11 protein-coding genes are annotated in these 12,933 nt (G+C 70.0%); 4 read left to right on the forward strand and 7 right to left on the reverse strand.

Annotated features, from left to right (window positions below; genetic code table 11):
- Positions 1-67: 67 nt before the first annotated feature.
- From MRBLWH13_RS00845 to MRBLWH13_RS00870, 6 genes are all read right to left on the reverse strand, one after another.
- Entirely contained in the window at positions 68-1,510 is a 1,443-nt protein-coding gene (locus MRBLWH13_RS00845) for an aldehyde dehydrogenase (NADP(+)) (protein WP_341956464.1), read from the reverse strand.
- Positions 1,507-2,637, reverse strand: a complete 1,131-nt coding sequence (locus MRBLWH13_RS00850; RefSeq protein WP_341956465.1) for a mandelate racemase/muconate lactonizing enzyme family protein — start codon at positions 2,635-2,637, stop codon at positions 1,507-1,509. The genes MRBLWH13_RS00845 and MRBLWH13_RS00850 overlap by 4 nt, the downstream gene beginning before the upstream one ends.
- A complete protein-coding gene (locus MRBLWH13_RS00855; RefSeq protein WP_341956466.1) occupies positions 2,634-3,533 on the reverse strand; it encodes a 5-dehydro-4-deoxyglucarate dehydratase in 900 nt (299 codons plus the stop codon). Before MRBLWH13_RS00855 ends, MRBLWH13_RS00850 begins: the two co-directional genes overlap by 4 nt.
- Positions 3,534-3,543: 10 nt before the next feature.
- Complete coding sequence (locus MRBLWH13_RS00860) at positions 3,544-4,479, reverse strand: NAD(P)-dependent oxidoreductase (RefSeq protein ID WP_341956467.1); 936 nt, start codon at positions 4,477-4,479, stop codon at positions 3,544-3,546.
- On the reverse strand, positions 4,476-5,804 hold the full coding sequence (locus MRBLWH13_RS00865) for a Gfo/Idh/MocA family oxidoreductase (protein ID WP_341956468.1): 1,329 nt from the start codon (positions 5,802-5,804) through the stop codon (positions 4,476-4,478). Before MRBLWH13_RS00865 ends, MRBLWH13_RS00860 begins: the two co-directional genes overlap by 4 nt.
- An 82-nt stretch (positions 5,805-5,886) precedes the next feature.
- Positions 5,887-6,891 carry a LacI family DNA-binding transcriptional regulator gene (locus MRBLWH13_RS00870; RefSeq protein WP_341956469.1) on the reverse strand — a complete coding sequence of 335 codons (1,005 nt, stop codon included), beginning with the start codon at positions 6,889-6,891 and terminating at the stop codon, positions 5,887-5,889.
- Between MRBLWH13_RS00870 and MRBLWH13_RS00875 the strand changes: the two genes are divergently transcribed.
- On the forward strand, positions 6,890-8,008 hold the full coding sequence (locus MRBLWH13_RS00875) for a peptidase M24 (RefSeq protein WP_341956470.1): 1,119 nt from the start codon (positions 6,890-6,892) through the stop codon (positions 8,006-8,008). The two genes, MRBLWH13_RS00870 and MRBLWH13_RS00875, sit on opposite strands and share 2 nt — an antisense overlap.
- 154 nt (positions 8,009-8,162) lie before the next feature.
- Here MRBLWH13_RS00875 and MRBLWH13_RS00880 read toward each other — a convergent pair whose 3' ends face one another.
- A complete protein-coding gene (locus MRBLWH13_RS00880; protein ID WP_341956471.1) occupies positions 8,163-9,170 on the reverse strand; it encodes a LacI family DNA-binding transcriptional regulator in 1,008 nt (335 codons plus the stop codon).
- A gap of 150 nt (positions 9,171-9,320) precedes the next feature.
- Here MRBLWH13_RS00880 and MRBLWH13_RS00885 point away from each other — a divergent pair, with 150 nt between their 5' ends.
- Genes MRBLWH13_RS00885 through MRBLWH13_RS00895 form a run of 3 tightly spaced genes read left to right on the forward strand, consistent with a single transcriptional unit; the run spans position 9,321 to position 12,927 of the window.
- On the forward strand, positions 9,321-10,850 hold the full coding sequence (locus MRBLWH13_RS00885; RefSeq protein ID WP_341956472.1) for a sugar ABC transporter ATP-binding protein: 1,530 nt from the start codon (positions 9,321-9,323) through the stop codon (positions 10,848-10,850).
- Positions 10,847-11,878 carry an ABC transporter permease gene (locus MRBLWH13_RS00890; protein WP_341956473.1) on the forward strand — a complete coding sequence of 344 codons (1,032 nt, stop codon included), beginning with the start codon at positions 10,847-10,849 and terminating at the stop codon, positions 11,876-11,878. The genes MRBLWH13_RS00885 and MRBLWH13_RS00890 overlap by 4 nt, the downstream gene beginning before the upstream one ends.
- The gene (locus MRBLWH13_RS00895) at positions 11,875-12,927 is read left to right on the forward strand and encodes an ABC transporter permease (protein ID WP_341956474.1); all 1,053 of its coding nucleotides are present in this window, start codon (positions 11,875-11,877) and stop codon (positions 12,925-12,927) included. Before MRBLWH13_RS00890 ends, MRBLWH13_RS00895 begins: the two co-directional genes overlap by 4 nt.
- Positions 12,928-12,933 lie beyond the last annotated feature (6 nt).

Raw genomic sequence — 12,933 nt, forward strand, 5'->3', positions numbered from 1 at the left:
TGCCGAGGCGCTCTCCCCGTCGTGTGACGGAGAGGGCGCTTCGCGTCGGGCGCGATCCGTGCCGCGATCAGACCGGCAGCACGAGCTCACCGTTGCGGCGGTGCGGCAGCCGCGTGAGCGCCTCGTCGCGGAGCACCTCCGGGAGCAGCGCCTCCGGCGCGTCCTGGAACGCCAGGGGCCGCAGGAACCGGCGGATAGCGGACGCGCCGACCGAGGTGTGCAGGGAGGTCGTCGCCGGCCACGGGCCGCCGTGCTGCTGTGACCAGGTCACCGCGACGCCGGTCGGCCATCCGGAGAACAGTACGCGTCCTGCCCGCTCCTGCAGAAGCTCCAGGGTCGCGGCGGAGTCTTCGCCGGGCTCGGCGTGCAGGGTCGCGGTGAGGCTCCCCGGCACGGTCGCGAGCGCCTCGTGCAGGTCGGCCGCGGAGTCGTAGCGGACGATGAGGGTGACCGGTCCGAAGCACTCCTCGAGCAGCGTCTCGGGCCGCGCAGCGACCGCACGCGCATCGGTGAGCAGGGCGACCGGGCGCACGCCGTCGACCTCGGAGCCCTCGGCGAGGATCGACACCGAGGGATCGCCCTCGAGGTGGGCGAGGCCGGCAGGGAACGCCGCGGTGATGCGCTCGGTGAGCAGGGGGCCGCCCGAGGTCGCGGGCACGGCAGCAGCGACGGCACCCTCGAACCCCGAGCCTGCGGGAACGAAGACCACACCCGGCTTGGTGCAGAACTGGCCGACGCCGAGCGTGAATGATCCGACGAGCCCCTGAGCAAGGGAGTCACCGCGTGCGGCGACCGCGGCTTCGGTGATGACGACCGGGTTGATGCTGCCGAGTTCGCCGTAGAACGGAATCGGGTCGGGGCGCCCGGAAGCGAGGTCGAACAGTGCACGTCCGCCCGACACCGAACCGGTGAAGCCGGCGGCCCGGACGAGCGGATGCTGCACGAGCGCGTTGCCCGCGTCTCGACCCTCCACGAGCGCGAGTGAACCGGCGGGGGCTCCTGCGGACTCCAGCGCTGCGGAGACGAGTTCGGCGGTGCGCGCCGACAGTCGAGGATGGCCCGAGTGCGCCTTCACGACGACCGGGTTTCCGGCGGCGAGGGCCGAGGCCGTGTCGCCACCGGCGACCGAGAACGCGAAGGGGAAGTTGGACGCCGAGAAGACAGCCACAGGGCCCAGGGCAGTGAGCAGTCGGCGCAGCTCCGGTCGCGGCGGGGATGCTGCCGCATCCGCATCATCGACCGTGAGTTCGAGGTACGATCCCTCCTCGACGACCGTCGCGAAGAGGCGCAGCTGGCCGCTCGTGCGGGCCACCTCGCCGGTCAGACGGGTCGCGCCCAGGCGGGTCTCCTCGTCGGCGATCGCGACGAGCTCGGCGACGTTCGCGTCGAGCACCTCGGCCGCGGCACGCAGCCAGCTCGAGCGGTCCGAGGCCGGCGAGCGACGCCAGATCGGGGCAGCGGCGGCTGCGGCGCGGACGATCGCGTCGAGGTCATCGGGAGACGTGGTCACGAGGGGTCCTTTCCTGCGGTGGATGCGGGGCTGCCGGGCGGAGGGCAGTCGAGCAGAGGGGAGAAGCGGATGCCGAGGCCGTCGTGCGCGTTCTCGGTGAGCCACCCGTCGGCGATCGTCACCGGTGACGGGTCGACCAGGGCGCCCAGCGCGCCGAACCCGGCGTCTTCGACGTCTTCGACGAGCACCTCGGCCGCGACCTCGGGCAGCGTCAGAGCGAGCTGTCCCGAGAGCTCGGGCAGCAGGTGCGGGTGCAGGGCGGCGCCGTGCGCTGCCGCCAGCTCGGCGATGCGGAGGAAGGGGGTGATGCCGCCGACCCGCACGACGTTGGGCTGCACGATCTGCGCCGCTCCCGCGCGCAGGAAGTCGCCGAAGCGGTGCACGGTGTGCAGGTTCTCGCCGAGCGCGATCGGCACATCGATGCGCCGGGCGAGTTCCGTGTGGCCGTCGAGATCGTCGGCCCGCAGCGGTTCCTCGATCCAGGCGAGGTCGAACCGCGACAGCGCTTGTACCGAGGTCGCGGCCCGCTCGAGGTTCCACCGCTGGTTCGCGTCGATCATCAGCGAGCGATCGGGCCCCAGCAGGTCGCGGACGGCGGCGACGCGATCGAGGTCCTCGGCGAGATCGGGCTTGCCGACCTTGATCTTCACGGCGGTGAACCCCGAGTCGATCCACCGCTGCACCTGCGCGAGCAGCTCCTCGAGCGGATAGTGCAGGTTCACCCCGGAACCGTAGGCGCGCGCGCGTTCGCGGCGGCGGCCGAGCAATCCTGACACCGTGCCGCCGGCCGACCGCGCCTCGGCATCCCAGAGTGCGAGATCGAGTCCGGCGAGCGCGATGGTCGTGATGCCGCCGCCTCCGGCTTCGTGCAGGTGCTCCCACAGGTTCTGCCAGGAGTCGCCGGGAATCGCCGAGCGGCCGATGGCGGCGGGGACGATGTCATGCTCGAGCAGTGCCTGAACGGCGGGTGCGCCGATCTGCGGGCTCCACGAGAAGCCCCAGCCCTCGACTCCGTCGGAGCGGACGACATGCGTCGCGATGACGCCGACCGAGGTGACGTCGGCAGCCCATGGGCGCGTCAGCGGCACCCGCTGCAGACGCGTCGTCAGACTCCGGATCGTGGTCACAGCAGCGCGCGCCCTGCGGCGAGGATCTCGGCGAGGCGTGCCTCCTGGGCCGGCGTGGGGTCGACGAGCGGTGCGCGCACCGACCCGACCGCGAGTCCCGAGAGCCGCAGCCCCGCCTTGATCAGAGAGACGCCGAATCCGGGGGTCTCATCGCGCAGCTCGACGAGAGGTCGATAGAAGCCGTCGAGCAGTGCGAGGCGCCGTGCCTCGTCTCCCTCGGCGTACGCGCGGTAGTAGGCGTTCGCGATGTCGGGCGCCATGGCGAAGGCTGCCGACGAATAGAGGGGAACGCCGATCCCGCGATACGCGCCCTGGGTGAGCTCGGCCGTGAGCAGGCCGTTGAAGAAGGCGAAGTCCGACCGTCCCTCTTCGGCGACCGCGCGGACGATCAGCTGCGTCGCACCGATGTCGCCGGTGCCGTCCTTGAAGCCCACGACCTTCGGGTTCGCGACCAGTCGTCGCACGGTCTCGACCGAGTACTGCGCGCTTCCGCGGTGGTAGACGATCACCGGCAGACCGGCGGCCTCGGCGATCTGCTCGACGTATGCCGCGAGCCCGGCCTGCGTGCCGCCGACGAGATAGGGCGGCAGTACGAGGAGTCCGTCGGCCCCGGCATCCGCCGCTGCCCGCGCCACCTCGATCGCGTGCCCGAGCGGGCCGCCGGCACCGGCGATGACGGGCACGCGGCCGGCCACAGCGGTGACAGCCGTGCGGGTGACCGCGGCGGCCTCGCCCGCCGACAGCGCGTGGAACTCGCCCGTGCCGCACGCGGGGAACACGCCGCCGGCGCCGGCCTCGAAGCCGGTCGCGACATGGGCGGCGAGCAGCTCATGGTCGATCGTGCCGTCAACGGTGAACGGGGTCACCGGGAAGAAGAGGATTCCATCGAAGTCCATGTCGAGCCTTTCAGGAGACGGATGCGGCGCCGGATGCGGTGGCGGTGGTGTTCGCGGTCGTGAGCTCGGTGCGCCAGCTGCGGGTCGGGCGCCAGCCGAGCAGGCGTGCGGCCTTGGCGGACGAGAAGGCGGGGGCGCTCCCGGTCAGGGCGGTGGCCGCGTGCTCGGTGCCGGGGTGGAACTGAGGAAGAAGTTCGCTGAGCGGGCGACGAGCGAGCGCGTCATCGGCGCCGACGAAGAAGACCTCGCCGTTCGGGATGTCATCGAGGGCGGCGAGCAGCGTGTGAGCGAAGCCTGCCACGTCTCGGGCGTCGACGTAGTTGAACAGGGCGGGTGCCGACAGCGCCGGGTCGTCGAGTCGCTCGAGCACGGTGTGGCCCTGCTGCGTCGGAGCACCGGCCCACTCTTCCGGGGCGATCACATAGCAGGGGCGGAAGGACGCGAAGCGCACGTCGTCGCCGGTCTGACGCCGCAGCATGTCGACGGTCTGCTCGATCAGCAGCTTCGACAGGGCGTAGGCGTTCCAGGGCTCCGCGGGCGAGGTCTCATCGAGCGGCAACCGCTCGGGTGCCCATCCACGCGGAGCGCCGTAGCCGATCACGGTCGGGCTGGAGGCAGCGACCACTCGGTGGATGCCGGCCCGTACAGCCCCGCCGAGCACCGACTGCGCGAGAGCGGCGTTGGTGCGGAGGATGACATCCTCCGGCGCGCTGAAGGGCACCGCGATCGCTGCCAGGTGGATGAGCGCGTCGGCCTTCGTGCCGGCGAGTGTCGAGGCCGTGGCATCCGCATCGGTGAGATCGAGCGAGAACCGGGCGACCCCCGGGTGATCGAGGTCGTGCATCGGCTCGCGATCGATCGAGACGATCTCGTGCCCGGCATCGGCGAGGCCCGTCACGAGCGTGCGTCCGAGCCGGCCGGATCCGCCGGTGACGACGACCCTCATCGGCGCGCGAGCAGGGCGATCCCCAGCTCGTCGACCTTCACGGGCAGCCCCGTCTCGAGCGAGCGATTGCCCGCGATGCCGACGGCGATCGATCGGATGCCGTCGGTCCAGTCGGCAGGGCGCGCGAGCGGGTCGTCGCCCGGCCCCTCGAAGACATCCGAGAGCAGCAGCTCGTCGCCGCCGCCGTGGCCGCCGTCACCGCCGTCGATCGGCACCTCGTATGCCTCTTCCCAGTGACGCTGCACGATCAGCTGCTCGCCCTCGGGGCGCAGCGAGGTGGTGCCGTCGCTGCCCGAGAGGCTGGGGTCGATGTGCGGATGCAGGCCCTCGCCGGCGAGCACGGCGCCGCGCTCGATGACGTCGAGCTCGACCCGGCCGAGTGTGCCGTTGACCGCCACGCGGTAGCCCTCCCACGGCGCGTGCGCGTTCAACGAGTAGGACATCGTCGCGCCGGACGCGTAGTCCACCACGAGCGCGAGGTTGTCCTCGATCGTGATCCCCTCGCTGAAGACGTCGAGGTCGCGCTTGTATCCGTCATGCTCCTCGGCGTCGAGGTAGAGGGCGGTGAGGCGCTCGTCGGTGCGGAGGTCGAGCTCGAACAGGTCGCCGCCGTCGTGGGTGCCACGGGCGGGGCGCTCGCCCAGACCACGGGAGGCCGCGTTGTCTGCCCCGTAGAACCGCAGTGCGCCCGAGGCGAAGACACGGGTCGGCTGCGAGCGGATCCACCAGTTCACGAGGTCGAAGTGGTGGCTCGACTTGTGCACCAGCAGGCCGCCCGAGTTCTTCTTCTCGCGGTGCCAGCGGCGGAAGTAGTCGGCGCCATGGTTGGTGTCGAGCATCCACGAGAAGTCCACCGAGGTGACCTCTCCGATCGTTCCGTCCTGGATCACCTGGCGCAGCGCGCTGTTGCGCGGCGAGTATCGGTAGTTGAACGTGAGCACGACCTGACGGCCGGTGCGTTCCACGGCCTCTTCGATGCGTGCCGCGCTCGCGGCATCGATCGTGAGCGGCTTCTCGACGACGACGTCGGCACCCGCCTCGAGCGAGCGGACGATCAGCTCGGCGTGCAGGTCGTCGCGCGAGCAGATGATGACGCGGTCGACGTGTTCGTCGCGGATGACCTGCTCGAGCTCGTCGGGGGCGGCGAGTCGGGGTGCCGGCGCGCCGACCTCGGCGATGCGGTCGGCGTAGAGCTCGGCCCGCACCGGGTTCGGCTCGATGATCGCCACGAGCTCGGCGCGGTCACGGTGCGTGCCGATGATCCCCTCGACGTACATCTGGGCTCGGGCTCCGGCGCCGGCAACGGCGTAGCGGGTCTTCGTCATCGCGATCCTTCTGTGATCTCGAACTCAGGAAACGTTTTCTCGACGATAGCACAGGGCAGATGCAGAGCGCGGCGGTCGGCGTTCAGGCGCTGGGCGGGGCGGCGGTGCTTCCGCGCACGACGAGGGTCGGCGACAGGGTGAGCGTCGGGGTGGGGCCGCCGCCGGTGAGCTGAGCGTACATCGCAGCCCAGGCGGCGGCGCCGATCTCGACCGCGGGAACGGCGGCCGTCGTGAGGGGCGGCGAGGTGTAGGCGGCGAAGGGGATGTCGTCGAAGCCGGTGATCGAAACCTGTCCGGGCACCTCGACGCGGCGCACGGTCAGTGCCGAGAGGAGGCCCATCGCCACGAGGTCGTTGTAGGCGATCACGGCGGTCGCGCCACTCGCGAGCACCTGATCGGCGACCGCGGTGCCGCTGTCGAAGTCGACACCGGCCGCGATCTCGTCGACCTCCAGGCCCGCCGTTCTCGAGATCGCTGCCGCGATCGCATCCTGTCGAGCTCTGTGGGTCACGCTGCGGGTGGCACCGGCGAGATAGACCAGGCGACGGTGACCGAGGGACGTCAGATGGTCGACGATCTCGCGCATGCCGGATCCGTAGTCCGCGCCGACGACCGGTGCGCTCGGCTGCGGGCCGCGGTTGATCACGACGGCGGGGGAGAGCGCGGGGAGCAGCGTCGCGAGCTCCTCCTCGGGCATGCGCGGTGCGCAGAGGATCACGCCGTCGGTACGCAGTCTGGTGGCCCTGGCGAGTGCGTGCTCCTCGTCGAGGTCTTCACGCGAGTCGGCGACCAGCACGTGATATCCGTCGACGGTCGCTGCCCGGCTGAGGCCCCGCAGAATCGCCTGGAACGTCGGGTTCTCGAGGTCGGGGATCACGACCGCGACGGTCTGCGTGCGGCCGAGAACGAGGCTGCGGGCCACAGGGTTGGCGGTGTATCCGAGTTCGGCGGCTGCGGCCAGCACGCGCTCGGCAAGGGCGGGGTCGACGGTCGGATTGCCGTTCATCGCGCGAGACACGGTCGACAGCGAGACGCCGGCGAGTCTCGCGACGTCGGTGATGCCAGGGCGTGACGATTCGCGTGCCATGAGCATCCCTTCGTTCCGCGAGCGGTCGCGGCTGTCGTCATACTACGAGAAAACGTTCTACAGGGAGAGTCGCGTGGTCGGAGCATCCGAGGATCGGATCGAGAAGCAGGATCGTGTCGCCCGCGTGCGGCGAGAGTTCGATGACAGCCCACTCGTGCTCGCCTCGCACGAGGCCGTGTCGTGGTATCTCGAAGGCGTGCGCACGCACGTATCGCTCGCCGGCCCGCCGGCGCTCGCGGTGCGGGCGGAGGAGGGCGGGGACGTGCTCTTCGTCGCCGACAACGAGGCCGACCGGATGATCGCCGAGGAGCTGCTGCCCGAGGATGCCGAGCGCATCGTCCGAGTGCCCTGGTGGATCCCGCCGGCGGTCGCCGCCGCCGAGAACGCGGCGGTGCCGGAGTCGCAGGTGGCGCCTCGGCTGCGCGCGGCGAGAGCGCGGATGCTGCCGGCCGAGACTGCGAGATATCGGTCCTTGGGGCGTGAGACGGCCGAGACCCTGACCGATGCGCTCAGGCGGGTGGGTCCTGAGCAGACCGAGCGGGCCGTCGCGGCGGTGGCCGCCGCCGAACTCATCGCCCGGGGCATCGATCCGCTCGTCGTGCTCGTCTCGGGCGCCGCTCGCGGTGCGTACCGGCATCCGCTTCCGACCGCCGGTGTTCTGGGCGATCGCGCGATGATCGTCGTCTGCGGCCGCCGCGACGGGCTCATCGCCAACGCGACACGATGGGTCGGCGCATCCGTCGACGAGGAGCCGATCCTCGGCGTCGAACGTGCGTTCCTCGATGCCTCGGTTCCCGGCGCTCGTCTCGATGACGCCTTCGCGATCGGCGCGGCGGCGTACGCCCGCTTCGGGTTCGGCGTCGACGAGTGGCAGCGGCATCACCAGGGCGGGCCGACCGGCTATGCCGGACGCGACCCCCGGGCCACGGCATCCACGACTGATCTGCTCGCCGAGAATCAGGCGTTCGCGTGGAACCCGACCGCGCCGGGGGTCAAGGTCGAGGACACCATGCTGCGCACCGAGGCGGGCTGGGAGGTGCTGACGGTCGACGAGCGCTGGCCGTCTGTCGAGTACGAGGGGCTGCGGCGCCCGGTCGCCCGCACGTACGGGGTCTGATCCGCGGATGCTGGGCCGAATCACACGTGCGGCCTGGTCGGCGGCACGGATGGCTGGCCGATTCCCGCCTGGCTGACGGTTGGGGCTCCACGCGGCAGTCATCCGCGGATCGACCAGCCATCTGGGCATGCCGCCAAGGGACACGCGGCCCCGCTCAGCCGCCCGTCGAGCGACGCACGATCAGCTCGGGCGGGAACACGGTCTGGCGGGGGATGCTGTCGGGGTCGGCAGCCTCTTCGAGCACGATGCGCAGCGCGGTGCGACCGATCATGCGGCTGGGCTGGCGGATGGATGACAGGGGTACGGCGGCAGCCGCCGCGAACGGATTGTCGTCGAAGCCGATCAGTGCGATCTCGTCGGGCACGAGCACCCGCCCACCCGACACGAGCGACTGCAGCAGCCCGAGGGCGAGCAGGTCGTTGGCGGCGAAGAGAGCATCCGGCCACTCGCGGCGAGGGCGGGTGAGCAGGCGCGCGCCGGCGGCGACACCCTCTTCGACGGTCATCGCGGAGGTCGGCACGACCTCGAGCTCGACGTGCACCGCCGCGTTCTCGGCTGCCGCACGGGCTCCCGCGAGGCGGTCGGTGACCTGTCGGATGTCGAACGGGCCGCCGACGAAGGCGATGCGCCGACGTCCGCCCTCGATCAGGTGCTCGACCGCCAACCTGCCACCGGCGACACTGTCGACCGAGACCGACGAGAATCCGCTGTCTGCGCTGAAACGGTCGACCAGAACGGTGGCGATGCCGCTCGCGCGGAACCTGCGTAGCTGCGTCATGACATCGCCGTACGGGGCGATGAGCAGACCGCGCACCTGCTGCTCGCGGAAGAGGTCGAGGTAGACCTTCTCGCGCGACGGATCGTCGTCGGTGTTGCCGTAGAGGATCGCGATGCCGTGGCTCGACGCCTCGTCTTCGGCGCCGCGCACCACGTCGTTGTAGAAGGGGTTCTGTCCGTCGAGCACCACGAATCCGACGGTCGTGCTGACGCCGGCGCGGAGTTTGCGCGCCGCATCGTTGCGTACATAGCCGAGCTCTTCGATCGCCTGGGTGACGCGTTCGACCGAGTCGCTCGAGACCTCGTCCGGACGGTTCAGGACGTTCGAGACCGTGCCCACCGACACGCCCGCACGGACGGCGACATCGCGGATGCTGATCGGCATTCGGCTGTCCTCTCGTCGTCGGGCGGATCACGCTTCGGCATCGGGGGTTGACCTGAGGCCGGCATCACATACACTAGCCTGAAACGAGCTTGAATCGATTCAGGTAAAGTTCATTCTGATTATCATCCCCCTCAACGGAGAGGAAAGCCAGTGGTAGACGCAGCCTCCGCCCGCAGCGCTCCCCCCACCGCGCTCGAGCTGCATCGGGTCGTGAAGTCCTTCGGCCCCGTCGTCGCACTCCGCTCCGGCAGCCTGACGCTCCGCCCCGGTTCCATCCACGCCCTCATCGGCGAGAACGGTGCGGGCAAGTCGACGCTCGTGAAGATCATGGCCGGTCTCTACCGCCGTGACTCGGGGGATTTCCGCCTGCACGGCGAAGAGGTCGACTTCACCAGCACGGCCCAGTCGAAAGCCGCGGGCATCGCGGTCATCTACCAGGAGCCGACGCTGTTCCCCGATCTCTCGGTGACCGAGAACATCTTCATGGGGCGTCAGCCCACCGGAGTCCTCGGACGCATCGACCGCAAGGCCATGCGCACCGAGGTCGACCAGATCTTCCGTCGCCTGGGTGTGACTCTCGACCCCGACCGCATCACCGAGGGGCTGTCGATCGCCGACCAGCAGATCATCGAGATCGCGAAGGCGATCTCGCTCGATGCGAGCGTGCTGATCATGGACGAGCCGACGGCCGCGCTCAGCGGCGTCGAGGTCGACCGTCTGTTCGCGGTCGCCCGCAGCCTCCGCGACGAGGGCCGCGCGATCCTCTTCATCTCGCACCGCTTCGACGAGGTCTTCGACCTTTGCGACACGGTCACGGTCATGCGCGACGGCGCCTACATCGACACCACGGCCATCGCCGAGACCACGGTCGACGACCTGGTCAGGCAGATGGTCGGTCGCGACGTCACCGAGCTCTTCCCCAAGCAGGAGGCCGTCGTCGGCGAGCCGCTGCTCGAGGTCACGAGCCTCACCCGCCCCGGCGTCTTCCATGACATCTCCTTCACCGTCCGGGCGGGCGAGATCGTCGCTCTGGCCGGCCTCGTCGGCGCAGGCCGCTCCGAGGTCGCGCGAGCGATCTTCGGCGTCGACCCGTACGACGAGGGGCAGGTGCGGATGCTGGGCTCAGCCGTCGCACGCCGCAATCCCACCGCCGCGATGCGCAGCGGACTCGCGCTCGTGCCCGAGGACCGCCGCAAGCAGGGTCTCGTGATCGATGCCGGCGTCGGGGGGAACATCACCCTCGCTATCCGTCGGCGTCTGTCGAAGTGGGGCCTGATCACCAGCGGAATCGAGAACCGCGCCGCCAAGGAGTGGGCGTCCCGCCTCGAGGTCAAGACCCACGCGCTCGACACCGTGGCAGCCACGCTGTCCGGCGGAAACCAGCAAAAGGTCGTGCTGGCCAAGTGGCTGGCCACAGACCCCCGCGTGCTGATCATCGACGAGCCGACCCGAGGCATCGACGTCGGCACGAAGTCCGAGGTGCACCGGCTGCTCTCGCAGCTCGCGGGCGAAGGGCTGGGGATCCTCATGATCTCGTCCGAGCTGCCCGAAGTCCTCGGCATGGCCGACCGCGTGCTCGTGATGCGCGAAGGGCGCATCACCGCCGAGATCTCCCGCGACGACGCCACCAGCGAGAACGTCATGTTCGCCGCCACCCACTCATCGGAGCTGCACTCATGAGCACCACCACCGCACCCGCGGCCGCCGCTCCCGCGATCGCGAAGAAGCCGGGCGGCATCGGTCGCGCTCGTGAGTTCGGCATCCTCGCAGCTCTCGTGCTCGTCGTGATCGCCGCCACCGTGAAGAACCCGGCCTTCCTGTTCAGCTCCGACGGCTGGCGCGACCTGCTGCTGACGCCGTCGATCCTCATGCTCGTCGCGGTCGGTCAGGCGATCGTGATCATCACGCGCAACGTCGACCTCTCGGTCGGTTCGGTGATGGGCCTCACGGCATACCTGACCGGACGCCTGTTCGTCGACGTGCCCGGCATCCCGATCATCATCGTGGTGATCGCGGCCGTGTTGCTCGGTGCCTTCCTCGGCCTCGTGAACGGTGCGTTGGTCGCGTTCGCGAAGGTGCCGGCCATGGTGATCACGCTCGGCACGCTGTATGCCTACCGCGGCATAAACGTGCTCTGGACCGGCAGCGACCGCATCAACGCCTCCGACATGCCGAAGGACTTCCTCGGCCTCGGCACGCAGCAGATCCTCTTCATCCCGGTGCTGACGATCATCGCGGTGATCGTGCTCGCGCTCGCCGCCTGGTATCTGCGCAACATCCGCGGCGGTCGTGAGTACTACGCGATCGGTTCCGACCCGTCCGCCGCAGAGCTCTACGGCCTCAAGGTCACTCGCCGCGTGCTCTCTGCGTTCGTCCTCTCGGGCGCACTCGCGGGTCTCGCGGGCGTCTTCTACGCCGCCCGCTACGGATCCATCAGCTCGCAGGCCGGCAGCGGCTGGGAGCTGGATGCGGTCGGTGCCGCCGTCATCGGCGGCATCGCGATCACCGGCGGCGTCGGCACCGTCTGGGGCGCGGCCATCGGCGCGATGCTCCTCATGACCATCAACCGTGCGCTGCCGATCCTCGGCATCCCGGACTTCTGGCAGCGCGCCGTGGTCGGTGTGCTGATCATCGGGGCCATCGTGCTCGACCGGGTGCTCGCGGTCAGACAGAGACGCCAGCTCATCGAGGCGAGGGACGAATCATGACCACGACAACGACGACCACGTCGACGCGCGTCATCCGCGACTACGACCGTCCGCTCTGGCGACGCGTCTTCGTCAACCGCGAGTTCGCGATCATCGCCCTGCTGGTCTTGGTGACCATCGTCGCCGCGGCCTCGATCCGCGGCTTCGCGCAGCCGATCACCGCGAACTACCTGCTGCTCGACGTCGCGCCGATCCTGCTCATCGCCCTGCCGATGACTCTCGTGATGATCACCGGAGAGATCGACCTCTCGGTCGGATCGATGGTCGGACTCGCCAGCGTCGTCACGGGTGTGCTCACCGAGTCGGGTGCGCCGTTCGAGGTCGCAGCCCTCGCCGCCCTGGTCGTCGGCGTCGTCGGCGGAGCGTTCAACGGCTTCCTCGTGACGATCGTCGGACTGCCCTCGCTCGCCGTCACGATCGGCACGCTCGCGCTCTTCCGCGGTCTTGCGGTGGGTCTGCTCGGCACCACGGCCGTCACCGACTTCCCCGAGACCTGGACGGCTCTCGCGAAGGCGAAGATCGCGGGAACGACGATCCCGTACATCGTGATCCCGTTCCTCATCCTGCTCGTGCTGTTCGTCGTGCTGTTGCACTTCACGCCCTTCGGCCGTGGGGTGTTCGCGATCGGACTCTCGAAGGACGCGGCGCGTTTCTCGGGCGTCGACGTCGAGCGCACGAAGTTCATCCTGTTCGTGCTCTCAGGCGTCGTCGCCGCCTTCGCGGGCATCTTCTACACGCTGCGGTTCGGCAGCGCCCGAGGCGACAACGCCACGGGACTCGAGCTGCAGGTGATCGCGGCCGTCGTGCTCGGCGGAGTCTCGGTGTTCGGCGGACGCGGGCACCTGCAAGGTGTCGTCGCCGCCGTGCTGCTCATCGGGGTGCTGGGCAGCAGCCTGCGTCTCGCCGGCGTCACCTCCGACGTCATCAACATCATCACCGGCGGTCTGCTGATCTTCTCGGTCGTCGCAGCCAGCGTCCTCGCCTGGGCGCAGCGCGTCCGTGCGAAGGCCGGTCCGCCGCTCCGCGTAGCAGCCTCTCCCGCACCATGAAGCAGT

Source organism: Microbacterium sp. LWH13-1.2, assembly GCF_038397735.1.
GTDB lineage: Bacteria > Actinomycetota > Actinomycetes > Actinomycetales > Microbacteriaceae > Microbacterium.